The sequence below is a fragment of the Streptomyces sp. XM4193 genome, from assembly GCF_023072595.1.
GTDB lineage: Bacteria > Actinomycetota > Actinomycetes > Streptomycetales > Streptomycetaceae > Streptomyces.
This window is the reverse complement of sequence record NZ_JALLGK010000001.1, coordinates 823,194-849,695: the sequence shown is the minus strand read 5'-3', so window position 1 is coordinate 849,695 and position 26,502 is coordinate 823,194. Positions and strand designations below refer to the sequence as shown.

Sequence of the window (26,502 nt, the reverse complement as noted above, 5' to 3'; positions counted from 1 at the left end):
GAGTGGACTCCTCCGCGTCTGCGGCGCTTGCCACTTGCTGCAAGCCGATTCGAAGAATTTGAATTCCCCTGCCAGGACCGGGCGTTTCCGGAAAATGCATCTGCTCGCGACAGTCATTGTCCGATCGTGTATTTCTTTAGCCGGAGAACGTCGATCGACCTCCAGCCGGCGAAGTACGGGGCACGCCGAGAACGCGACCCACTTCTCCCGCCGTGGGCGATCCGGCCGACTCGCTCCAGACGACCAGGGCAACCGATGACGTTTGTCCTGCCCGTCAACCGAACCCGACCGGAATCTCAGATCGGCTTGGCCCGAAGAAACAGAGGACAGATGTCTGACTCGTCAGCCACGGTTCTGCCACTGACCGCCGGCCAAGCCGGAATCTGGTACGCGCACAGCCTCAGTGGACCGAACGCCACCTTCCACGCCGCGCTGTACCTGGAGATACCCGGGGCCGTCGACCCGCAGCTCTTCAGCGAGGCGATGCGGCAGATCGTGACGGAGACCGAGGTGCTGCGCGCCCGGTTCAGCGACGACGGCTCCGGCCCGGTGCAGACCATCGAACCGGTCACCGACTGGTCCGAGCAGCCGTTGCACGTGCTGGACCTCAGGGACGAGGACAGCCCGCGCGAGCACGCCGAGAAGTGGATGTGGGCGGACGCCGACACCCCGCTGGACGTGCTGGAGGGGCCGCTGTACCGGTTCGCGCTGATGCGCGTGGCCGACGACCTCACGCTGTTCTACTACCGCTTCCACCACCTGGTGATGGACGCCTTCGGCGCCAACCTGGTCGCCGCCCGGCTCGCCGAGGTCTACACCGGCCTGGTCGAGGGCACCGACACCTCCGCGGGTGCGTTCCCGCCGCTGCGGGCGCTGGTGGAGGACGAGGAGGCGTACCGCGAGTCCGCGAGCTTCGCCGCCGACCGCGACTTCTGGGCCGAGCAGTTCGCCGACAAGCCCGTGGTGGCGAGCCTCGGTTCGCGTCCCACCGCGCTCCCCCGCCACCTGCTGCGCGGCAGCAAGCACGTCTCGGCCGCCACCGGCGCGGACGTGCGCGGCGCGGCCCGCGCGGTCGGCGTCGGCTGGCCCGCGGCGATGCTGGCCGCGCTCGGCGTGTACACCAGCCGCATCACCGGCAGCACGGACGTGGTGCTCGCGCTCTCGGTGGCCGCCCGTGACACCACCGTCGCCAGGGCCGTGCCCGGCATGGTCTCCAACGTCATCGGCGTACGGCTGAAGGTGCGTCCGGAGATGACGGCCGCCGAGCTGATCGCCCACGCCCACCAGCGGATGCGCGCCGCGACGCGGCACAAGCGCTACCGCTACGAGGACATCCGGCGCGACCTCAAACTCCTGGGCGCCGACGGCCGGTTGCTCGGCCCGCGCGCCAACCTGCACGTCGTCGCGCCGCCGGTCACCTTCGCCGGTGTGCCGGCCTCGCTGCACCCGATGACGGCCGGCCACGACGACGACTTCTCGCTGGTGATGGTCGCCGAGGAGGACGGCAGCTTCCGGCTGGACATGTCGGCCAACCCGGATGCGTACAGCACCGAGGACGCCGATCTGCACCACCGGCTGGTCACCCGGCTGATGGGCGAGCTGGCCGCGCGGCCGGACCGTCCCGTCGGCGCGCTGGACATGGTCGAGCCCGAGCTCCTGGACCGGTTCGCGGTGGAGTGGCGCGGTGCCACGGCCAAGGCGGAGGCGGGCGAACGCTCCACGCTGACCGCGCGGTTCGCCGCCGCGGTGGCCGCCCACCCGGACAACACCGCCGTGCTCTGCCCGGACGGCTCCGACCGGCAGTCCCTCACCTACCGCGAACTCGACGCGCGCTCCAACCAGTTGGCGCGACTGCTGATCGAGCGCGGGGTGCGCCGCGGCCAGATCGTCGCGCTGGCGCTGCCGCGCACCGTCGAGCTGGCCGTCGCCGTGCTGGCGACGCTGAAGACCGGCGCGGCGTATCTGCCGATCGACCCGGAGTACCCCGAGGAGCGGGTCTCTTACGTGCTCGGCGACGCCGAGCCCGTCGCGGTGGTGACCGCCGAGAAGGGCGACCTCGCCCACGCGGACGCCTCGATCCCGAGGATCGCCCTCGGCGACCCGGTGACGGCCTCGGACCTCTCCGTGCTCTCGCCGTCCCCGATCGAGGACGCGGACCGCGGCGGCCCGGTCGTCCCCGACCAGGCGGCGTACGTCATCTACACCTCCGGCTCCACCGGCCGGCCCAAGGGTGTGGTGGTCGCCCACCAGAACGTCATCCGGCTCTTCGACACCACCGCGCACTGGTCGGACTTCGGCCCGGACGACGTGTGGTCGCTCTTCCACTCCTACGCCTTCGACTTCTCCGTCTGGGAGATCTGGGGCGCGCTGCTGCACGGCGCCAAGCTCGTCGTGGTGCCGTTCTCGGTGAGCCGGGCGCCGGAGGAGTTCCTGCGGCTGCTGGTCCACGAGCGGGTGACGGTCCTGAACCAGACCCCCTCGGCGTTCGCCCAGCTGATCCAGGCCGACCAGGAGCACCCGGAGCTCGGCGACGAACTCGCCCTGCGCTTCGTGGTGTTCGGCGGCGAGGCGCTGGAGTTCGGCCGGCTGGTGCCCTGGTACGAGCGGCACGCCGAGGACGCGCCGCGGCTGGTCAACATGTACGGCATCACCGAGACGACCGTGCACAGCACCGAGCTGATGCTCGACGCCGCCCAGGTCGCGGCGGAGTCCGGCAGCATGATCGGTGTCGCCCTCAACGATCTGCGCGTCTACATCCTCGACTCGGCGATGCGCCCCTCCCCGCCCGGCGTGCTCGGCGAGATCTACGTCAGCGGACCGGGCGTCGCGGACGGCTACTTCGGCCGTCCGGACCTGACCTGCACCCGCTTCGTCGCCGACCCGTTCGGTCCGCCCGGCCAGCGGATGTACCGCTCCGGCGACCTGGCGCGCTGGACGCACGACACGACCAACATGGAGTACCTGGGCCGGGTCGACCACCAGGTCAAGATCCGCGGCTTCCGCATCGAGCTGGCCGAGATCGACTCCGCCGTGCTGCGCCACCCCGACGTGCAGCACACGGCCTGCGTGGTCCGCGAGGACACCCCGGGCGACAAGCGGCTGGTGGCGTACGTCGTCGCCGGCAGCGAGGGCGCCGAGGCGGGCACCGCCGTGCTGGACACCGGTGAGCTGCGCAAGCACGCCGCCGCCGCGCTGCCCGAGCACATGGTGCCGTCCTGGTTCGTGCAGATCGACGCGCTGCCGCTGACCCTCAACGGCAAGCTCGACACCCGTGCGCTGCCCGCTCCCGACGTCGCCGCCGGCGGCACCGGACGGCTGCCGCGCACCCCCGACGAGGAGATCTTCTGCGGTCTCTTCGCCGAGATCCTGGGCGCGCCCTCGGTCTCCATGGACGACAACTTCTTCGACCTGGGCGGCCATTCGCTGCTGGCGACGAAGCTGGTCAGCCGCATCCGGGCGTCGTTCGGCGTCGAGGTCCCGATCCGCAAGGTCTTCGAGCTGCGGACCCCGGCCGCGATGCTCTCCTGGATGGCCGGCAGCGGCAACGTGCCGCGGGCCCGCAAGTCGCTGACCCCGATGGAGAAGCCGGAGGAGATCCCGCTCTCCTTCGCGCAGCTGCGGCTGTGGTTCATCGACAAGATCGACGGCGGCTCCGGCACGTACAACATCCCGCTGGTGGTACGGCTGAACGGCCCGCTGGACCGCGGCGCGCTGCAGGAAGCGATCGGCGACGTGGTCGGCCGGCACGAGAGCCTGCGCACCGTCTTCCCGGACCGCGACGGCACTCCGCGCCAGCGCATCCTCTCCGCCGCCGAGGCGACCCCGGTCATGGGATCCTCGGAGGTGAGCCGCGAGGAGCTGGCCGCCGCCATGGCCGAACGCGCCGGCATCGGCTTCGACCTCGCGACCGAGGCGCCCATCCGCGCCCACCTGTTCGTACTGCCGGACGACGAGCACGCGCTGCTCATGCCGGTGCACCACATCGCCGGCGACGGCTGGTCGCTGGTGCCGCTGACCCGTGACCTCCAGACCGCCTACACCGCGCGCTGCCGCGGCAGCCTGCCGGACTGGGAGCCGCTGCCGGTCCAGTACGCCGACTACACCCTGTGGCAGCGCGAGATCCTCGGCGACGAGGAGGACCCGGACTCGGCGATCTCCGGCCAACTCGCGCACTGGCAGCAGTACTTGGCCGGTCTGCCCGAGGAGGTCACGCTGCCCTCCGACCGGCCCCGTCCGGCCGTCGCCTCCTACCGGGGCGAGACGCTGCGCTTCGAGCTGCCGCCCGCGCTGCACGCGCAGCTGATGCGCTGCTCGCGCGAGTACGACGTGAGCCCGTTCATGGTGGTGCAGACCGCGCTGGCCGCGCTGCTGAGCAAGCTCGGCGCCGGCGAGGACGTACCGCTGGGCATCTCCATCGCCGGCCGCACCGACGAGGCGCTGGACGACCTGGTCGGCTTCCTGGTCAACACCCTGGTGCTGCGCACCGACCTCAGCGGTGATCCGCGCTTCGACGATCTGCTCGGCAAGGCCCGCACCGACGGTCTCGCCGCGTTCGCCAACCAGGACCTGCCGTTCGAGCGGCTGGTCGAGGCGGTGAACCCGGAGCGCTCGGCCGGACGCCACCCGCTGATCCAGATCGGCCTCGGTTTCCAGAACAACGAGACCCCCGTCCTCGACCTGCCCGGTCTGGACGCCTGGATCGAGCCGGCCGACACCCACACCGCCAAGCTCGACCTGCTCTTCGACTTCCGCGAGGTGCAGGGCGAGGAGCCGGACGAGGAGAGCGGCTCCGCCGGTACGCCGGACCACATGGCCTGCGCCGTCGAGTACGCCACCGACCTCTACGACCGCTCCACCGTCGAGCTGCTCATCAGCCGTCTGGTGCGGCTGCTGGACCAGGCGACCGGTCAGCCCGGGCGCAGGCTCAGCGAGTTGGACGTGCTCGACGCCGACGAGCGCCGGCGCCTGCTCGTGGAGTGGAACGACACCGAGAGCGAGACCCACCTCGGCACCCTGCCGGAGCTGTTCACCGCACAGGTCGAGCGCACCCCGCAGGCGACCGCGGTGGTCGCCGGCGACGAGGAGCTGACGTACGCGGAGCTGAGCGCCCGCGTCAACCGGCTCGCCCGCGAGCTGGTGGTGCGCGGCATCGGCGCCGAGGACCGCGTCCTGCTGGTCATTCCGAAGTCGGTCGACCTGGTCGTGGCACAGCTGGCCGTGGTGACGGCCGGTGCGGCCTTCGTGCCGGTCGACCCCGGCTACCCGCGCGACCGGGTCACCTTCATGGCCCGCGACGCCCGGCCCGCGATGCTGCTCACCTGCACCGAGGTGGCCGATCTGGCGGTCGAGGTGCTGCCCGAACTGCCCAGGCTGGTCATCGACTCCGAGACCGGCAGCGCGCGCATCGCCCGCCGCCGCTCGGAGCCGCTGATCGACGCGGACCGCCGCGAGCCCACCTCGATCGCGCACGCCGCGTACGTCATCTACACCTCGGGCTCCACCGGCCGCCCCAAGGGCGTGGTCGTCACCCACCGGGGCATCGGCAACCTGGCGAGCGCGCAGATCGAGCGGTTCGCGATCGAACCGGACAGCCGGGTCGTGCAGTACGCGGCGCCGAGCTTCGACGCCGCGATCTCGGAGACCAGCATCACGCTGCTGCGCGGTGCCACGCTGATCCTGCCGGTCGGCGAGGGGCTGCTGCTGGGCGAGGCGCTGGCCCGCTTCCTCACCGAGCGCCGGGTCACCCACGCCACGATCCCGCCGGTCGCGCTGACCGGTCTGGACCCGGCCGCCGTCCCCGCCGGACTGACCCTGACGGTCGCCGGCGAGGCGTGCTCGGCCGATCTGGTCGGCACCTGGTCGCAGGGCCGCCGCATGATCAACGCGTACGGCCCCACCGAGACCACGGTCTGCGCCACCATGAGCCAGCCGCTCTCCGGCGCCGTCACCCCGCCGATCGGCACACCGATCGCCAACGCCCAGGTGTACGTGCTGGATTCACGGCTGAGCCCGGTCCCCTGCGGGGTCGTCGGCGAGCTGTACGTCTCCGGCGTCAACCTGGCCCGCGGCTACCTCGGCCGCTCCGGGCTGACCTCCGAGCGCTTCGTCGCCAACCCCTTCGGCGAGCCCGGCGCCCGGATGTACCGCACCGGTGACGTGGTGCGCTGGCGCGCGGACGGGCAGCTGGACTTCGTCGGCCGCGCCGACGACCAGGTCAAGCTGCGCGGCTTCCGGGTGGAGCTGGACGAGATCACCAGCGTGCTCAACGAGCAGGCGCAGGTGGCGTCGGCGGCCGTGGTCATCCGCGAGGACCGGCCCGGCGACCGCCGGCTGGTCGGCTACGTGGTGCCCACCGAGGGCGGCGAAGCCTCCCGGGACGTCTCGCTGGAGACCGACCAGGTCGACAAGTGGCAGGTCATCAACGACGAGGTGTACGGCGCCGCGTCGGTCGAGGACGGCCCGCCGCTGGGCGAGAACTTCGCCGGCTGGCACAGCAGTTACGACAGCTCGGTGCTGCCCGACGAGGAGATGCGTGCCTGGCGCGCGGCGACCGTCGAGCGGATCCTGGAGCTCCGGCCGCGCCGGGTGCTGGAGATCGGCGTCGGCGCGGGTCTGATCATGGCCCCGGTCGCACCCCATGTGGACCTCTACTGGGGCACCGACCTGTCCGGCACCGTCATCGAGACCCTGCGCAGCCAGACCCGGCAGGACCCGGTGCTCGCCGAGCGCACCCGCTTCACGGCCTGCCCCGCGCACGTGCTGGAGGGGCTGCCCACCGGGACGTTCGACACCGTGGTCGTCAACTCGGTGGCGCAGTACTTCCCGAGCGTGGAGTACCTGGTCGACGTCATCGGCAAGGCGTTCACCCTGCTCGGCGAGAGCGGCTCGGTCTTCCTCGGCGACATCCGCGACCTGCGGCTGCTGCACTGCATGCGGGCGGCCATCCACCGGCTCGCCAACCCCGGCGACGGCGCCGCGGCGCTGCGGTTCGGCACCGAGCGGGCCGTCGAGCGGGAGACCGAACTCCTCGTCGACCCGGGGCTGTTCGAGAGCCTGGCCGAGAAGTTGGACGGCTTCGGCGGCGTGGACATCCGGACCAAGCGCGGCTCCTACGAGAACGAGCTCAACCGCTACCGCTACGACGTGGTCGTGCACAAGCGGCCGACCGCGCCCGTCTCGCTGGCCTCCGCCCCGACGGTGGAGTGGGACGAGGTCGGCGGCCTCGCGCCGGTGGCCGCGCGGCTGCGCGCCGAGCGCCCCTCGGTGCTGCGCGTCACCGGGCTGCCCAACGCCCGGCTCACCTCGGACCTCGCGGCCGTCGCGGAGATCGAGGGCCCCGGTTTCGAGGTCCGACAGGGCCCGAGCCAGGCCGAGATCGACGAGATGAGCCTGGCCACCGGCTACCGCTCACTGGTCACCTGGAACGGCGAGGCGACCGACGGCCGGCTGGACGTGGTCTTCGTCGCGGTGCACGACAGCTCCGACGAGCTGCCCGCCTACCGGGACCTGTACCTGCCCGGCCCGGCCCCCGAGCGCTGGGCCAACGACCCGCTGGCCGCGCGCAAGGAGGGCGAGCTGGTCACCGAGCTGCGGGAGGCGCTGGCCAAGAACCTCCCCGACTACATGGTGCCGAGCGCGCTCGTCCTGATGGAGGCGCTGCCGATCACGCCGAACGGCAAGCTCGACCAGAAGGCGCTGCCGGCTCCGAGCGCGTCGGCGGCCACCTCCGAGCTCCAGCCCTCCACCCCGGACGAGTCGATCATCGCCAGGCTCTTCGCCGAGGTGCTGGGACTGGGCCGGGTCGGGGCGGACGACGACTTCTTCCGTCAGGGCGGCGACAGCATCATCTCCATCCAACTGGTCAGCAAGGCACGGGCGGAGGGACTCCAGTTCACCGCGCAGGACGTGTTCGCGCACCGGACCGTACGGGCCCTGGCGGCAGCCGCCACCCGGGTCGACGCGAACGCCGGCGAGAGCGCCGACAAGGACCTCAGTGAGTGGGACATTCCGCTGGTCTCGCAGGACGAACTCGACCAGTTCGAATCGAATTGGAGCGCCTGAGAATGAGTACGAAGCAGAACGCGGAACTCGAAGCCGTACTGCCTCTCACCCCCCTTCAGGAGGGCCTGCTCTTCCACGCCCAGTACGACGACCAGGCCGGCCCCGACGTCTACGTCATGCAGTTGGGCATGGACATCGACGGTCCGCTGGACGTACCCGTCCTGCACTCGGCGGCCCGCGCGCTGCTGGAGCGGCACGGCAACCTTCGGGCCGGCTTCCGGCACGAGGGTGAGCGTCCGCTCCAGTTCATCCCCAAGTCGGCCGAGCTGCCCTGGCGGGTCGTCGACCTGACCGAGGTGCCGGACGGCGAACGGGACGCCGCGGTGCGCGAGGTCACCGAACGCGACCGGTCCGCCCGGTTCGACCTGCGCAACCCGCCGCTGCTGCGCTTCACCGTGGTGCGCACCGCGCCGCAGCGGCACCGGCTGCTGGTCACCAACCACCACATCCTGCTGGACGGCTGGTCGGCACCGATCCTGGTGCGCGAGCTGTTCGAGCTGTACGCGGCCGGCGGTGACGCCTCGGCGCTGCCGGCGGTCACGCCGTACCGCTACCACCTGGGCTGGCTCGCCAAGCAGGACGGCGCGGCGGCCGAGCGCGCCTGGCGCGAGGAGCTCGCCGACCTGGACGGCCCGACCATGCTGGCCGCGATGCCCGACGACCGGTCGGCCTCGGTGCTGCCCAGCAAGATCAGCGCACATCTCTCCCCGGAGACCACGGCGCGGCTCTCGCAGCAGGTGCGCGAGAGCGGACTGACCCTCAACACCGTGCTCCAGGCGGCGTGGGGGCTGCTGCTGGGCCGGCGCACCGACCGCGAGGACGTCACCTTCGGCATGACGCTGGCCGGTCGGCCGCCGGAGATCCCCGGTGTGCACACCATGGTCGGACTCTTCCTCAACACGGTGCCGGTACGGGTGCGGCTGCGGCGCGAGGAGTCGCTGATCGCCCTGTGCGAGCGGGTCCAGCGCGAGCAGCAGCGTCTGATGGGCCACCAGTACATGGGCCTGGCGGAGATCCAGCGCGCCGCGGGGCACGGCGACCTCTTCGACACCCTCACCGTGCTGGAGAACTTCCCCGTCGACCCGTCCGCTCTCACCCTGCCCGGCGGGCTCACGGTCGACGGCGTCTTCTCCACCGACGGCGCGCACTACCCGCTCGCCCTCATGGTGATCCCCGGCGACTCCATCGAGCTGCGCTTCACCTACCGCGCGGACGCCTTCGAGGTCGGCGAGATCGAGTCGATCAGCGGCCAACTGGTCACGCTGATCGACTCGTTCGTCAAGAACCCCGAGGCCCCGGCCGGCAGCGTGGAGGTGCTGAACCAGGCCGAGCGCTCGAAGCTGCTCGGCGGCTGGAACCCGAGCCCCGCGCTCACCCCCGTCTACACCCTGCCCGAGATGCTGGCCCGCCGGACCGCCGAGGGGCCGGACCGGCAGGCCCTGGTCTGGGGCGAACAGTCGCTCACCTACGGCGAGTTGAGCGAGCGCGTCGAGCAGATCGCCGCCTGGCTGCGGGCCCGCGGGGTGCGCCCGGAGGAGCCCGTCGGCATCTCCATGGACCGCTCCCCCGAGTACGTGCTCGCGGTGCTCGGCGTGATCCGGGCCGGCGCGGTCTACGTGCCGATGGACCACCGCTGGCCGCGGGCGCGGCGCGAGCACGTGCTCAGCGACAGCGGGATCTCGCTCGTCCTCGAACAGGGCGACCTGCCCTCGCACCATCCGGTGCCCGAGGGCGGCCTGCCCGTGCCGACCGGCCCGGACCGGGTGGCGTACATCATGTACACCTCCGGTTCGACCGGTCGCCCCAAGGGCGTCGCGGTCACCCACCGGGGCATCAACGACCTCGCCGCGGACGGGCTGTTCGCCGGCGGGGCGCAGGAGCGGGTGCTGCTCCAGTCCGCGCACGCCTTCGACGCCTCGACGTACCAGATGTGGATTCCGCTGCTCAACGGCGGAACGCTGGTGGTGGGCCCGCCCGGTGATCTGGACGTGGCCACCATCGCCCGCGTCCTGACCGAGCAGCGGATCACCGCCACCCTCTTCACCACCGGCCTCTTCCGGCTGATCGCGGCCGAGTCCCCCGAGGTCTTCCGCACCCTGCGCGAGGTGTGGACCGGCGGCGAGGCGCTGCCGACCGCCTCGGTGCGCCAGACCCTGGCGGCCTGCCCCGACCTGACCGTGGTCAACGCCTACGGCCCCACCGAGGTCACCGTCATGGCCGCCGCGTACGCGCTGCGTCCGGGCGGCGCGGTGACCGAGCCGGTGCCGATCGGCGGCCCGCTGGACGGCAAGCAGGTCTACGTGCTCGACAGCCGGCTGCGGCTGTGCCCGATCGGCGTGGCCGGTGAACTGTACGTGGCGGGCGTCGGGTTGGCGCGCGGCTACGTCGGCCGGCCGGACCTGACCGCCGACCGCTTCGTGGCCAACCCCTTCGGCGCTCCCGGCACCCGGCTCTACCGCACCGGCGACGTGGTGCGCTGGCGCTGGGACGGCGAGCTGGAGTTCGTCGGCCGCCGGGACAACCAGGTCAAGCTGCGCGGCTTCCGCATCGAGCTGGGCGAGATCGAGTCCGCGCTCGCCGCCCACGAGGCGGTCGGCCACATCGCGGTCGTCGTCCGTGAGGACCGGCCGGGCGTCAAGCAGCTGGTCGGCTACGCCGTACCGGCCGCGGGCGCCGAGCTGGACACCGAGGAGCTGCGCCGCTGGGCCGGCGACCGGCTGCCCGACTACATGGTGCCGCGCCCGATCATCGCGCTCGACACCCTTCCGCTGACCACCAACGGCAAGGTCGACCAGAAGGCGCTGCCGGCCCCCGAGCACGCGACGGAGGCGGCCAGGAAGCCGAGCACCCCGCACGAGGAGCTGCTGTGCGGGCTGTTCGCCGAGGTTCTCGGCCTGGAATCGGTCGCGGTCAACGACAACTTCTTCGAGCTGGGCGGCCACTCGCTGCTCGCCACCCGGCTGGTCGGCCGGGTGCGTGCGGTGCTCGGCGTCGAACTGCCGATCCGCCGGGTCTTCGAGAAGCCGACCGCGGAGACGCTGGCCACCGAGCTGGGCGACACCTCCACCGCGCTCCGCGCACCGCTGCGGCCCGCCGAGCGGCCGGAGAAGGTGCCGCTCTCCTTCGCCCAGCGCAGACTCTGGTTCCTCAACCGGATGGAGGGGCCGAGCGCGACGTACAACATCCCCTTCGCCGTCCGGCTCTCCGGCACTCTGGACTCCGCCGCACTGGTCGCCGCACTGGGTGACGTGGTGGCGCGGCACGAGTCGCTGCGCACCGTCTTCCCGGACGCCGACGGCGAGCCCTGGCAGCAGATCGTTCCGGTCGAGGAGGCCGGAATACCGGTGGAGACCGTGGAGGTCTCCGAGGAGTCGCTGCCCGCCGCGCTGGACGCGGCGGGCACGACGGGTTTCGACCTCGCCGTCGAACTCCCGCTGCGGGCGCAGCTGTTCAGGCTCGCGGAGGACGAGCACGTGCTCTGCGTCGTGGTGCACCACATCGCCGGCGACGGCTGGTCGCAGGCACCGCTCGCCCGGGACCTCAGCCAGGCGTACCGGGCCCGGCTGGAGGGCTCGGCCCCCGACTGGGCGCCGCTGGCGGTGCAGTACGCCGACTACACCCTCTGGCAGCACGAGCTGCTGGGCGACGAGCAGGACGAGAACAGCCTGGCCGCCGAGCAGTTGAGGTTCTGGCAGGACCGACTCACGGGCTCACCGAGCGAGTTGGAGCTGCCCGCCGACCGGCCGCGGCTCCCGGTGGCCACCCACCGCGGCGGTGCGGTGCCGATCCGCATCGAGGCCGAACTGGCCGAGCGGCTGCACGCGCTGGCGGCGAGCACCGACACCACGCCGTTCATGGTCTTCCAGGCCGCGCTCGCCACGCTGCTCTCGCGGCTGGGCGCGGGCCGGGACATCCCGATCGGTACGCCGGTCGCCGGCCGTACCGACGTGGCCACCGACGAGCTGGTCGGCTTCTTCGTCAACACCCTGGTGCTGCGCACCGACGTGTCCGGCGACCCCGACTTCACCGAGGTGCTGCGCCGGGCGCGGACCACCGCGCTGGAGGCGTACTCGCACCAGGACCTGCCGTTCGAGCGGCTGGTGGACGTCGTCACCAGCGACCGCTCGCTCTCGCACAACCCGCTCTTCCAGGTGCTGCTGGCCTACCAGAACAACGACGGCGGCGAGATCGAGCTGCCCGGGCTGCGGGTCACCCCGCAGGAGATGCTGCTGCCGGTGGCCAAGGTGGATCTGGAGCTGACCTTCGCCGAGGAGGCGGACGGCTCGGTCTCCGGCATCCTGAACCACAGCACCGACCTCTTCGACCGGGAGAGCGCCGAGCGGATCGTCGCCCACCTGGTCCAGCTGCTGCGCTCCGCGGTCGCCGAACCGCACGTGCCCGTACGGCAGTTGGAGATCCTCTCCGGCGAGCAGCGGGCGCAGCTGCTGGCCGGCTGGAACGACACCGCGGTCCCGTCGGACCGGACGGGCGAGGCCACCGTGCCGGCGCTCTTCGCCGCCCGGGCCGCGCAGTTCCCGGACCGGCCGGCGCTGGTCGCCGACGGGCTGACCCGCGACTACGCCACGCTGGCCGACCGTGCCAACCGGCTGGCCCGGCTGCTGGTCGCGCGCGGCGTCGGGCCGGAGGACCGGGTCGCGCTGGTGCTGCCGCGCTCGGCCTTCCTCACCACCTCGCTGCTGGCGGTGATGACCGCCGGAGCCGCGTACGTACCGGTCGACCCGAACCACCCGTCGGACCGGATCGCCTACATGCTCGCCGACAGCGCGCCCTCCCTGGTGATCACGCTGGCCGACCTGGTCGACCGGCTGCCGCAGGGGTCCGCCGCACCGCTGGTGCTCGACGAGCGCGGCACCGTCGAGGAGCTGGCGCGGGCCTCGGGCGCCGAGGTCACCGACGCCGAGCGGCGGGCGCCGCTGTCCGCCGACCACCCGGCGTACGTGATCTACACCTCCGGGTCCACCGGCCGCCCCAAGGGCGTGGTGGTCCCGCACCGCGGTGTGGGCAACCTCGCGGCGTGGCAGGCGAGTTGGTTCGGGGTGGACAGCACGAGCCGGGTCGGGCAGTTCTCCGCCCCGAGCTTCGACGCCGCCCTGTACGAGACGGTGATGGCGCTGCTCAACGGCGCCGCGCTGGTGCTCTCCCCGTCCGACGGCCCGGTCCTCGGTGACGCGCTGACCGACTTCCTGACCGACGAGGGCATCACCCACGCCGTGCTCACCCCGACGGCGCTCTCCAGCGCGGAGGCGCGCAACGCCCCCGCGATGACGCTGATGACGGCGGGCGAGGCGTGCTCGCGGGAGCTGGCCGCGCGCTGGTCCCGCGGCCGTCGTTTCGTCAACGCCTACGGCCCCACCGAGACGACCGTCTGCGCCACCGCGAGCGGTCCGCTGGACGGCAGCGGCGTTCCGCACATCGGCGGCCCGATCCACAACACCAGGGCGTACGTGCTCGACGCCGACATGGGCCTGTGCCCGCCCGGTGTGGCGGGCGAGCTGTACGTGGCCGGTGTCGGCCTGGCGCGCGGCTACCTCGGTCAACCGGCCCTGACCGCCGAGCGGTTCGTCGCCGACCCGTTCGGCCCGGCCGGCACCCGGCTCTACCGCACCGGCGACGTGGTGCGCCGCCGGGCGGACGGCGAGCTGGAGTTCGTCGGCCGCCGGGACAACCAGGTCAAGCTGCGCGGCTTCCGCATCGAGCTGGGCGAGATCGAGTCGCAGATCGCGGGCTGCGCGGGCGTCGAGGGCGCCGCCGTGGTCATCCGCGAGGACCGGCCCGGCGTCAAGCAGCTGGTCGGCTACGTGGTGCTGCCCGGCACCGGTGCGGATGCCGACGCCGGCACCGATACAGACGCCGACACCGACGCAGCCACGGAGGCCGCGCTGGAGCCGGTGCGCGCGGAGGCGGCCGGGCGGCTGCCCGAGTACATGGTTCCGCAGGTCTGGGTCGTGCTGGACGCCCTGCCGCTGACCGTCAACGGCAAGCTGGACCAGGCGGCCCTGCCCGCCCCGCGGTTGCCGGTGCGCGAGGACGCCAAGGAGCCGACCACGGACGCCGAGCGGGTCATCGCCGAGGCGTTCCGGGAGGTGCTGGGCCTGCCCGAGGTGGGCGTGGACGACAACTTCTTCGAGCTCGGCGGCGACAGCATCGTCTCGATCAAGCTGGTCAGCCAGGTCCGCAGGGGCGGTCTGGTGATCAGCCCCAGGGACGTCTTCGAGCACAAGTCGGCCGCCGCCCTCGCGCGGATCGCCCGTGCCGAGGAGGAGGTGGCCCCGGAGGACCCGGACGCCGGTATCGGCGAGGTGCCGCTGACCCCGATGACGCACTGGCTGCGCGAACTGGGCGGCAGCATGGACCGGTTCCACCAGTCGGTGCTGCTCCAGGTGCCGGACCGGGTCGACCAGGAGTCGCTGACCACCGCGCTGGGTACCGTGCTGGACCACCACGACGCGCTGCGGCTGAAGCTGTCCGCGGACGGCGACCAGTGGTCCTACGAGGTGCGCCCGCGCGGTGCGGTGGACGCGGCCGAATGCGTCACCCGCGTCGACATCGCCGGGGCGGACCGGGACAAGGTCCGGGCGACCGTGGCCATGCACGCCCAGGATGCGGTGGCCTCGCTGTCGCCGACCGAGGGCGCGATGGTGCGCGCGGTCTGGTTCGACGCCGGCCCGGGCACGCCCGGCAGGCTGCTGGTGATCGGCCACCACCTGGCGGTCGACGGAGTCTCCTGGCGGATTCTCGTACCCGATCTGGCCGCCGCCTGGCTGGCGGCGCTGGAGTCCCGGGACGCGGGTCTCCAGCCGGTCGGCACCTCCTGGCGCCGCTGGTCGCAGTGGCTGACCGAGCTGGCGCAGGACCCGGCGCGCGAGCGCCGACTGGACTGGTGGACCGAGCAGTTGGCGGACGAGGACCCGCTGGTGACCACCGCGCCGAAGGACCCGGCCGTCGACACCATGAGCACGCAGGAGGCCCTCGCGCTGACCCTGCCGGAGGACGTCACCGACCGGCTGCTGACCGCGGTGCCGACCGCGGCCCGCTGCGGTGTGGAGGACGTGCTGCTGACCGGCTTCACGCTGGCGGTCGCCGACTGGCGGCGCCGGCGCGGGCTGGGCGCGGGCACCTCCGTACTGCTGGACGTGGAACGGCACGGACGGCAGATCCCGGAGGGCTTCGACCTCGACATCTCGCGCACCGTGGGCTGGTTCACCAGTCTGGCGCCGGTGCGGCTGGATCTGGGCCCGGTCTCCTGGGGCCGCGTGTACAGCGACTCCACCGCGCTGCACAAGGCGGTCTCCCGGGTGCGGGAGACGCTGCGCGAGATGCCCGACGAGGGCATCGGCCACGGTCTGCTGCGCCATCTGAACCCGGCCACCCGCGAGCAGTTGGCCGCGCTCGGCGACCCGCAGTTCGGCTTCAACTACCTGGGCCGGACCACGATCGCCGAGGACGACGGTGCCCGGGACGGCGCCGACGACACCTGGACGATGTCCGCGGACGGCGACGTGCTGCGCGAGCTCGGCGGAGATCCCGGGCTGCCCGCCGCACACGCCCTGTCCCTCAACGTCCTGGTCGAGGACACCTCGAACGGACCGCGTCTGGTCGCCAACTGGACCTGGCCGCGCAGACTCCTCGACCCGGACGACGTACGCAAACTCGCCGACGGATGGTTCCGGGCGCTCCGGGCGCTCGCGGACCACGCGAGCGCACCGCGCTCCGCGGAACTCTCCCCGTCGGACCTGTCACTGATCGACCTCGAACTCGACGATCTCGGGGTACTGGAATCAGAGTGGAGGAAGACCCAGTGACCAGCAACGAACTCTTCGAAGAAATCCTTCCGTTGGCGCCCCTTCAGGAGGGCATGCTCTTCCACGCCACGTACGACGAGGACGCCTTGGACGTCTACACCGTGCGTCTGGCCGTGGACTTCGAGGGCCCCTTCGACATCGCCACCTTCCGGGAGGCCGTGCGCGCGCTCCTGGTGCGCCGCAACAACCTGCGGGCCGGCTTCCTCTCGGAGAACCTGAGCAAGCCCGTCCAGGTCATTCCGCGCGAGTTCGAGACCCCGGTGGTCGTGCACGACCTCTCCGGACTGCCGCAGGGCTCCCGCGAGTCGCGGCTGGCCGAGCTGGCCGCCGAGGAGGAGGCCGTACGCTTCGACCTCGCCAACCCGCCGCTGCTGCGGTTCACGGTGGTGCGGCTGGCCGAGCGCGGCTGGCGGCTGATGTTCAGCTGCCACCACATCCTGCTGGACGGCTGGTCGATGCCGCTGGTCCTGGGCGAGCTGTTCGAGCTCTACCAGCGCGAGGGCGACGCGAGCGGGCTGCCGGACGCGACACCGTTCAAGCTGTACCTGGCCTGGCTGCGCAAGCAGGACAAGGAAACCGCCCTCGACGCCTGGCGCACCGCGCTGGAGGGCCTGCCGGGCCCGACCAAGGTCGCCCCGGAGGCGTCCGACACCGTCTCGGCGCTGCCCGGCGGAACCACCGTCGACCTGCCCGAGGAGCAGAGCGCCGCGCTGACCGCGCTCGCCCGCAGGCTCGGCGTCACCGTCAACACCGTGGTGCAGGTGGGCTGGGGCCTGCTGCTCTCCCGGCTCACCGACCGGCGCGACCTGGTCTTCGGCGCGACCGTCTCGGGACGGCCGGCGGAGATCGAGGGTGTGGAGAGCATCGTCGGGCTGTTCATCAACACCGTCCCGGTGCGGATGCGGCTGGACGCGGCGGAGTCTCTGCGCGAGCTGCTGATCCGCGTCCAGGACGAGCAGTCCGCACTGCTGGACCACCACTACGTGGGCCTCACCGACATCCAGCGGGCCGCGGGCCACAACGGCCTCTTCGACAGCATGGTCGCCTTCGAGAGCTACCCGGTCGACGAGGGGCTGAAGGGGTCGCTCGGCGAGCTGACGATCACCGGTGTCTCCGGTTCCGACGCCACTCACTACCCGCTCACCCTCATCGTGGTGCCCGGGGACCGCCTTCAGCTCCGACTCGGCTTCCGGCAGAACCTGTTCACCGAGGAGACCGCGGGCGCGCTGCTCGGCGGTCTGGAGCAGCTGCTGTCGCGGATCGCGACCGACGACGGGGCGCAGGCCGAGGAGGCAGCCGCCGCGGTGGAGCTGCCCGAGGGCTGGACGGTCGCGGCGGCCGACTCCGCCGCGGCCTCCGGCTCGTCCGTCTCCGACCTGACCGCGGCTCCCGGTGGCGGCCGGGCCGCGCGGACCCCGCACGAGGAGGTGCTCTGCGGGCTGTTCGCCGAGGCGCTCGGGGTGGCCTCCGTCTCCATCGACGACAACTTCTTCGACCTGGGCGGCCACTCGCTGATGGCCACCAAGCTGGTGAGCCGCATCCGCAGCGTCTTCGAGATCGAGCTTCCGGTGCGTGCGCTCTTCGATGCGCAGACGGTGGCGGCGTTGGCGGAGCGTGTCTCGGGCAGCGTGGACGACGGTCGTTCGGCGATCCAGCCCGTGGAACGCCCCGAACAGATACCCCTGTCCTTCGCACAACGCCGCCTGTGGTTCCTCAACCGCATGGAAGGCCCCGGCGCCACCTACAACATCCCCCTCACCGTCCGACTCACCGGACCCCTCAACCACACCGCACTGCGCCACGCACTCCGCGACATCCTCCACCGCCACGAAACACTCCGCACCACCTACCCCGACCACGACGGCCAACCCTGGCAACACATCACCCCCACCACCCACACCACACTCCCCTACACCACCCAAACCACCACCGAAGCCACCCTCGAACACGACCTCAACACCCTCGCCACCACCGGCTTCGACCTCACCACCCAACTCCCCATCCGCATCACCCTCCTCCAAATCACCCCCACCGACCACATCCTCAACCTCACCATCCACCACATCGCCACCGACGGCTGGTCACAAGCACCCCTCGCCCAAGACCTCACCACCGCCTACACCGCACACACCCAAGGCACCACCCCCAACTGGACCCCCCTCCCCGTCCAATACGCCGACTACGCCCTCTGGCAACACGACACCCTCGGCAACGAAAACGACCCCGACTCCCCCATCACCACCCAACTCAACTACTGGCGCAACACCCTCAACAACCTCCCCGACGAACTCAACCTCCCCACCGACCGACCCCGCCCCACCCACGCCACCTACCAAGGCGCCACCCACACCACCCAACTCCCCCCACGCCTCCACAACGACCTCCAAAACCTCGCCCGCACCACCCGCTCCAGCCTCTTCATGGTCCTCCAAACCGGCATCACAGGACTCCTCAACAAACTCGGAGCAGGCACCGACATCCCCCTCGGCACCGCCATCGCCGGACGCACCGACACCGCCCTCGACAACCTCGTCGGCTTCTTCATCAACACCCTCGTCCTGCGCACCGACGCATCAGGCGACCCCACCTTCCGCGAACTCCTCAACCGCACCCGCACCACCGACCTCACCGCCTACAACCACCAAGACCTCCCCTTCGAACAACTCGTCCACGCCCTCCAACCCACCCGCTCCCTCGCCCGCCACCCACTCTTCCAAGTCATGCTCGTCCTCCAGAACAACACCAAAGCCACCCTCAACCTCCCCCACCTCACCGCCCAACCCCTCAACACCCAAACCGGCGCCGCCAAATTCGACCTCGGCTTCAACTTCATCGAGGAGAAGGGCGAGGACGGGCAGCCGGCCGGTATCGAGGTGACGGTGGAGTACGCCACCGACCTCTTCGACGAGGAGACGGTCGAGCGATTGACGCGTCGGCTGGGCCGACTGCTCTCGCTCGCGGTCGCGGACCCGGAGATGCCGATCAGCCAGTTCGACCTGCTCGAACCGGACGAGTGGCAGCGGTTGACGGCCGGAGGCACCGGTGCGCAGGACGCGGCAGGCACGGACGACGAGGCGCTGGACACGGTCGCCGGGCTCTTCGCGAAGCAGGCCGCACTCACCCCCGCGCGCACCGCGATCGTCGCGGCCGACGCGCATCTGACCTACGCCGAGCTGGACGCACGCTCCACCCGCCTGGCCACCCACCTCACCGCCCACGGGGTCCAGCACGGCGACACCGTCGCCATCGCGGTGCCCCGCTCCGCCGCGCACACCGTGGCGCATCTGGCGGTGCTGCGCGCCGGCGCCGTCTGCCTGCCGCTGGAGACCGACCACCCGGCCGGACGGATCGCCCGTCTGCTGGACGACACCGCCCCCGTCGCGGTGCTCACCACCCGCAACGTGCACGCCACGCTGCCCGAGACAGACGCGCCGGTCGTCGTGCTGGACGACGAGGAGACCGCCCACGAGCTGGCGGTGCTCCCGGCCGACCCCACGGCGTTCCCCGCACCGCTGCCCGACTCGCCCGCGTACCTGCTGCACCCCTCCGGTTCCGCGGGTCGCCCCAAGGGCGTCCTGGTGCCGCACCGCGGCATCGCCAACCGGCTGCGCTGGATGCGCGACAACCACGAACTGGGCGCCGGCGACCGGGTGTTGTACAAGGCACCCGCCGATCTCGACGTCTCCGTCTGGGAGTTGCTCTCCCCGCTGGTCGCCGGAGCCGTGCAGATCGTGGCCGAGCCGGGCAGCCACCGCGACCCGGCGAGGCTCGCCGCGCTGATCGAGCGCACCGAGGTCACCTGCCTGCACTTCGCCCCCTCGCTGCTGCGCGAGTTCCTCGCCGAGGCCGGCCCGGAGACGTACGCGGGGCTGCGCCGGGTGTTCCTGAGCGGCGAGCCGCTGGCCACCGTGCCCGCGGACGAACTCCGCGAGCTGCTTCCGCACGCCGAGATCCACCTCCTGTACGGGGCGACGGAGGCGTCGTTCGACTCGCTGGCCCGGGACGTCCGCGACGCCGAGGGCGCGTACCCGGCCGCCGGACGGCTGATCCGCAACACCCGTGCGCACGTCCTCGACTCGCAGCTCTCGCCGATGCCCACGGGCAGCGCCGGTGAGCTCTACCTCGGCGGCGCCGGGCTGGCGCACGGCTACCTCGGCCGGCCCGCCCTCACCGCCGAACGCTTCGTCGCCGACCCCTACGGACCTGCGGGCTCCCGCCTCTACCGCACCGGCGACCTCGCCCGCATCACCCGCGTCGGCACGGTCGAGCTGATCGGCCGCACCGACGACCGGATCACCATCGGCGGACGGCACGTCGAGCCGGCCGAGGTCGAGCGGGTGCTCGCCCTGCACCGGGGTGTGGACGTCGCGCTGGTCACCACCCGCCCGGGCCCGTCCGGCGAAGTAGTGCTGGTGGCGTACCACACGCCCATCGACCCGGACGCCCCCGCCGAGGCGGAGGCCCTGCGCACCTATCTGGCGCAGGAGTTGCCGGACTACACGGTGCCCGCGCACTACGTCTCGCTGGCCGCCTTCCCGCGGCTGGAGGACGGCGGCATCGACCACGCGGAGCTTCCCGAGCCGCGCCGCGAGGCGGTGCGTCCGCCGCGCAACGACATCGAGCAGACGCTCTGCGACCTCTTCTCCGAGCTGCTCGGCAAGCACGTCAACAACATCGACGACAGCTTCTTCGACCTGGGCGGTCACTCACTGCTGGCCACCAAGCTGGTGAGCCGGGTGCGTTCGACCTTCAGCATCGAGCTGCCCTTCCGCGACATCTTCGATGCGCAGACGGTGGCGGCGTTGGCGGAACGTGTCTCGGGCAGCGTGGACGACGGTCGTTCGGCGATCCAGCCCGTGGAACGCCCCGAACAGATACCCCTGTCCTTCGCACAACGCCGCCTGTGGTTCCTCAACCGCATGGAAGGCCCCGGCGCCACCTACAACATCCCCCTCACCGTCCGACTCACCGGACCCCTCAACCACACCGCACTGCGCCACGCACTCCGCGACATCCTCCACCGCCACGAAACACTCCGCACCACCTACCCCGACCACGACGGCCAACCCTGGCAACACATCACCCCCACCACCCACACCACACTCCCCTACACCACCCAAACCACCACCGAAGCCACCCTCGAACACGACCTCAACACCCTCGCCACCACCGGCTTCGACCTCACCACCCAACTCCCCATCCGCATCACCCTCCTCCAAATCACCCCCACCGACCACATCCTCAACCTCACCATCCACCACATCGCCACCGACGGCTGGTCACAAGCACCCCTCGCCCAAGACCTCACCACCGCCTACACCGCACACACCCAAGGCACCACCCCCAACTGGACCCCCCTCCCCGTCCAATACGCCGACTACGCCCTCTGGCAACACGACACCCTCGGCAACGAAAACGACCCCGACTCCCCCATCACCACCCAACTCAACTACTGGCGCAACACCCTCAACAACCTCCCCGACGAACTCAACCTCCCCACCGACCGACCCCGCCCCACCCACGCCACCTACCAAGGCGCCACCCACACCACCCAACTCCCCCCACGCCTCCACAACGACCTCCAAAACCTCGCCCGCACCACCCGCTCCAGCCTCTTCATGGTCCTCCAAACCGGCATCACAGGACTCCTCAACAAACTCGGAGCAGGCACCGACATCCCCCTCGGCACCGCCATCGCCGGACGCACCGACACCGCCCTCGACAACCTCGTCGGCTTCTTCATCAACACCCTCGTCCTGCGCACCGACGCATCAGGCGACCCCACCTTCCGCGAACTCCTCAACCGCACCCGCACCACCGACCTCACCGCCTACAACCACCAAGACCTCCCCTTCGAACAACTCGTCCACGCCCTCCAACCCACCCGCTCCCTCGCCCGCCACCCACTCTTCCAAGTCATGCTCGTCCTCCAGAACAACACCAAAGCCACCCTCAACCTCCCCCACCTCACCGCCCAACCCCTCAACACCCAAACCGGCGCCGCCAAATTCGACCTCGGCTTCAACTTCATCGAGAACAAGGACGAAGACGGGCAGCCGGCCGGTATCGACGTGCAGATCGAGTACAGCGTCGACCTCTTCGACCACGAGACGGTCGAGCAGCTCGCCGAGCGGCTCATCCGCCTGCTCAGCGTGGGCGCCGGGGAGCCGGAGACCCCGCTCAGCCGGATCGGCATTCTCGAACCCGCCGAGCGCGAGCAGCTGTTGAACGGTTGGAACGACACGGCGAGGGCGCTGGACCTGCCCGAGCAGGGCACCGGGGACCACGGCTTCGAACCGGAGACGATCGCAGGGCTCTTCGCGGACCAGGCGGCCCGCACCCCGGGACGCAGCGCGATCGTGGCCGAGGACGCCCACCTCACCTACGCAGAGCTGGACGCACGCTCCACCCGCCTCGCCACCCACCTGGTGTCCCGGGGCGTACGACGCGGGGACACCGTCGCCGTCGCCGTGCCGCGCTCCGCCGCGCTGACGGTGGCGCTGCTCGCGGTGGTCAAGACCGGTGCGGCGTACCTGCCGATCGAGACGGACTACCCGTCCGAGCGGATCGCGTACATGCTCACCGACGCCGCGCCCGCGGTGGTGCTCACCACCGGTGCGGTGCGCGACCGGCTCCCGGAGGAGGCCGAGAACGCGGGAGAGGGCGCCGAGGCCGCGCGGACGCTGATCGTGCTGGACGACCCGGCGACCGCCCACGCGCTCGCCGTGCTCCCGGCCGACGCCGGCGCGCTCGCGGGCCCGCTGCCCGACTCGCCCGCGTACCTGCTCTACACCTCCGGTTCCACCGGCCGCCCCAAGGGCGTCCTGGTGCCGCACCGCGGCATCGTCAACCGGCTGCTGTGGATGCAGGACACCTACCGGCTCGGCGCGGACGACCGGGTGCTGCAGAAGACCCCGTCCGGATTCGACGTGTCGGTCTGGGAGTTCTTCTGGCCGCTGATCACCGGCGCCGTGCAGGTCGCGGCGAGGCCCGGCGGCCACCGCGACCCGCGGTACCTGGCCGAGCTGATCCAGGAGGCGGAGGTCACCACGGCGCACTTCGTGCCGTCGATGCTGGAGGTCTTCCTCGCCTCGCCCGAGGCCGCCGAGTGCACCGGGCTGCGACGGGTGGTGTGCAGCGGTGAGGCGCTGCCGGCCGGTCTGCGCGACCGCTTCCGGGCGCTGCTCCCGGCCGAGCTGCACAACCTGTACGGCCCGACCGAGGCGTCCGTCGACGTCACCGCCTGGGACTGCGCCGAGGACGCCGACGCACCCGTGGTGCCGATCGGCCGACCGGTCTGGAACACCAGGACGTACGTGCTGGACGGCACGCTGGCCCCGGCGCCGGTGGGCAGCAGCGGCGAGCTCTACCTCGGCGGCGTACAGCTGGCGCACGGCTACCTCGGCCGGCCCGCCCTCACCGCCGAACGCTTCGTCGCCGACCCCTACGGACCGGCGGGCTCCCGCCTCTACCGCACCGGCGACCTCGCCCGCGTCACCCGTGCCGGAGTGCTGGAGTTCCTCGGCCGCACCGACGACCAGATCAAGATCCGCGGTCGACGGGTGGAGCTGGGCGAGATCGAGCACGCCGTCTCCCGGTACCCGACGGTCGGTTCGGCGATCGTGGTCGCCCACCGGGCGCCCTCCGGCGACACCCGGCTCGCCGCGTACGTCACCGACCGGGACGCCTCGGAACCGGTGGACCTGTCGGCGCTGCGCGACCACCTGGCGACGGTGCTGATCGACCACATGGTGCCGGTGCACTACACGAGGATCGACGAGGTTCCCCTCACGCCCAACGGCAAGGTCGACAAGAAGGCGCTGCCCGCGCCCGAGCAGCTGGAACAGCAGCCGGGACGTGCGCCGCGCAACGAGACCGAGACGGCGCTGTGCGAGATCTTCGCCGAGCTGCTCGGCCACGAGTCGGTCACCATCGACGACAACTTCTTCACCCTGGGCGGCCATTCGCTGCTGGCCACCCGCCTGGCCAGCCGGATCAAGGACCGGCTGGACCTGGAGATGTCGGTGGTCTCGATCTTCGAGGCGCCGACGGTCGCGGCCCTGGCGGTGCGGCTCGGCCAGGACAGTGCCGGCGGCCCGCTGAGCGGTCTGCTGCCGCTGCGCGCCGGCGGCACGCAGTCGCCGCTCTTCTGCGTCCACCCGCTGGGCGGGCTGAGCTGGCCCTACGCCGGTATCGCCGAGCATCTTCCGGCGGGTGTCGGTCTCTTCGGCCTCCAGGCGTCCGGGCTGAGCGAGGGCGACCCGCTGCCTCAGACGCTGGAGGCGATGGCCGCCGAGTACGTGGCCCGGATCCGCACCGTCCAGGAGCAGGGCCCCTACCGCCTGCTCGGCTGGTCGCTCGGCGGCCGGATCGCGCACGCCATGGCGGCGCTGCTGGAGGAGGCCGGGCAGGAGGTCGAGCTGCTCGCGCTGCTGGACGCCTACCCGCAGACCGAGGAGGCCGAGGAGAGCGACTTCTCCGAGGCCGACTTCCTCAAGGGCATCCTGGCCGCCGCCGACCTGGAGCCGTCCGCGCTGGGCGGGGCGCTCAACCTCGACACGGTGATGGCCGCCGTACGCGCCGCGGGCAACGACCTCGCGGGCATGTCGGCCGACCAACTGCGGCGCCTCCAGCGGGTGATGGCCAACAGCTACCGCGTCGACGCAAGCGGGCTGACCGGCCGCACCGGCTCGGGCGCGGTGATGTTCGCCGCGACGACCGACCAGGTCGGCGACCCCGAGGACTGGCGCGAGCACCTCGGCGGCGAGCTGGAGGTCCACCCGGTCGACGCCTCGCACAACGACCTGATGCGGCCCGAGCCGCTGGCCGAGATCGGTGCGGTGCTGGCGAAGAAGCTGGCAGCGACCGCCCGGGTGGACGGGGTCTGACGCTCCCGCGTCGCACTCGTCCACCGCGAACCACACTCGAGAGAAAGGCAGTTGCACATGTCCAAGGCGGTCGTCATCTCCGTACCGTTCGCCGGGGCCGGCGCCTCGGTGTTCCGTCCCTTCGTCCCGCTGAGCGAGGGCAAGTTCGAGCTCGCGGCCATCCAGCTCCCGGGCCGCGAGCAGCGGTTCGCCGAGGAGCCGTACACCGATGTCGAGGTCGCGGCCGACGGGCTGCTGCCCGAGGTCCTGGAGCGGGTCAAGGGCGCGGACTCCGTGGTGCTCTTCGGCCACAGCCTGGGCGCGGTGCTCTCCTACGAGCTGGCCCGCCGGCTCGCCGCGACCGAGGGCGTCAGGCTGACCGCGCTGGTCATCAGCGGTTCGCCCGGCCCGTGGGCCCGCCGCGAGAACGGCGCCAGCGGACTGGACGACGACCAGTTCCTCGCCCGCGTCAAGGAGTTCGCCGGCTACCGGCACGACGCGCTGGAGGACCCGGAGATGCGTGAGCTGCTGCTCCCCACGCTGCGGGCGGACGTCGAGATGCACGAGAGCTACACGGCGCGTTCGGACGAGCCGCTGGCGGTCCCGATCGTGTCGGTGCGCGGCACCTCCGACTCGCTGGTCACCACCGAGCAGGCCATGGAGTGGTCCAAGGCCACTTCCCGGGACTTCCGCTTCGAGGAGGTCGAGGGCGGCCACATGTACCTGGTCGACAACCCCGAGGGCCTGGTCCGCGTACTGGCGGACGCCGTCGGGAGCTGACCGGCCGTTCCGGCGGGCCGGTCGCGGGACGCACCCCGCGGCCGGCCCGCCGGAACCCGGTCGTGGGGGACGGGTGGTGCCGGCCCCTCGCGGAGAGTCCACAACCGTTGAGAAGGAGTCCTGGTGCGTCTGCAAGGTAAGACCGTCCTGGTGACGGGGGCCGCGCGCGGTGTCGGCCGCGCCTGCGCGCTGGCGATGAGTCGGGAGGGCGCGGACCTGGCCCTGCTCGACGTCTGCGGCGACGTCCCCGGAGTGCCCTACCCGCTCGGCACCACCAGCCAGCTCGACCACACCGCGAAGCTCTGCCGCGCGGAGGGCGCGGCGGTGCTCACCGCCGAGGCCGACATCCGCGACCGCGCCGCGCTCTCCGCGGCCGTCGACGAGGTGTGCGCCCGCTTCGGCACCATCGACGCGCTGGTCAACAACGCGGGCATCGTGGCCCCTTCGGGCCGCACCACCCACGAGACCACCGAGGAGGAGTGGCAGGTGATGATCGACATCAACCTGTCGGGCGCCTGGCGCATGACCTCCCTGGTCGGCCCGCTGATGACCGCCCGCCGCTCCGGCAGCATCGTCAACGTGGCCTCCACCGCGGGCCTGGTCGGCTACCGGCACTTCGCCGGCTACGCCGCCTCCAAGCACGGCGTGATCGGACTCTCCAAGGCGACCGCGCTGGACTACGCCCCGCTGAAGGTGCGGGTCAACGCACTGTGCCCGGGCTCCATCCGGGACGACAGCCAGGCCGAGGGCCGGATGCTGGCCGAGATCGCCCGTTCGCTGGAACTGCCGGTCGGCGAGCACGAGGAGACGTTCGTCCAGTCGCAGCCGATGAACGCGCTGATCGAGCCGGAGGACGTGGCCCAGGCCGCCGTCTGGCTGGTCTCGGACGAGTCCAGGCAAGTGACCGGCTCCGTGTTGACCGTCGACGGCGGCTTCACCGCCCGGTGAGCCACCCCATCACGCCAAAGGGA

At 71.7% G+C, this 26,502-nt stretch carries 5 protein-coding genes; all 5 read left to right on the top strand.

Annotated features, from left to right (window positions below):
- The first annotated feature begins 330 nt into the window (after positions 1–330).
- The 5 genes from MTQ01_RS03535 to MTQ01_RS03515 all read left to right on the top strand — a co-directional run bounded on the left by MTQ01_RS03535 (position 331) and on the right by MTQ01_RS03515 (position 26,479).
- Complete coding sequence (locus tag MTQ01_RS03535) at positions 331–8,061, top strand: non-ribosomal peptide synthetase (RefSeq protein ID WP_247486791.1); 7,731 nt, start codon at positions 331–333, stop codon at positions 8,059–8,061.
- Positions 8,062–8,063: 2 nt separating this feature from the next.
- The gene (locus MTQ01_RS03530) at positions 8,064–15,884 is read left to right on the top strand and encodes a non-ribosomal peptide synthetase (protein ID WP_247486790.1); all 7,821 of its coding nucleotides are present in this window, start codon (positions 8,064–8,066) and stop codon (positions 15,882–15,884) included.
- Positions 15,881–24,772, top strand: a complete 8,892-nt coding sequence (locus tag MTQ01_RS03525) for a non-ribosomal peptide synthetase (protein ID WP_247486789.1) — start codon at positions 15,881–15,883, stop codon at positions 24,770–24,772. Before MTQ01_RS03530 ends, MTQ01_RS03525 begins: the two co-directional genes overlap by 4 nt.
- A 57-nt stretch (positions 24,773–24,829) precedes the next feature.
- Positions 24,830–25,531: a thioesterase II family protein gene (locus MTQ01_RS03520; RefSeq protein WP_247486788.1), complete on the top strand. Its 702-nt coding sequence runs from the start codon at positions 24,830–24,832 to the stop codon at positions 25,529–25,531.
- Positions 25,532–25,654: 123 nt separating this feature from the next.
- Positions 25,655–26,479 carry an SDR family oxidoreductase gene (locus MTQ01_RS03515; protein ID WP_247486787.1) on the top strand — a complete coding sequence of 275 codons (825 nt, stop codon included), beginning with the start codon at positions 25,655–25,657 and terminating at the stop codon, positions 26,477–26,479.
- Positions 26,480–26,502: the final 23 nt, after the last annotated feature.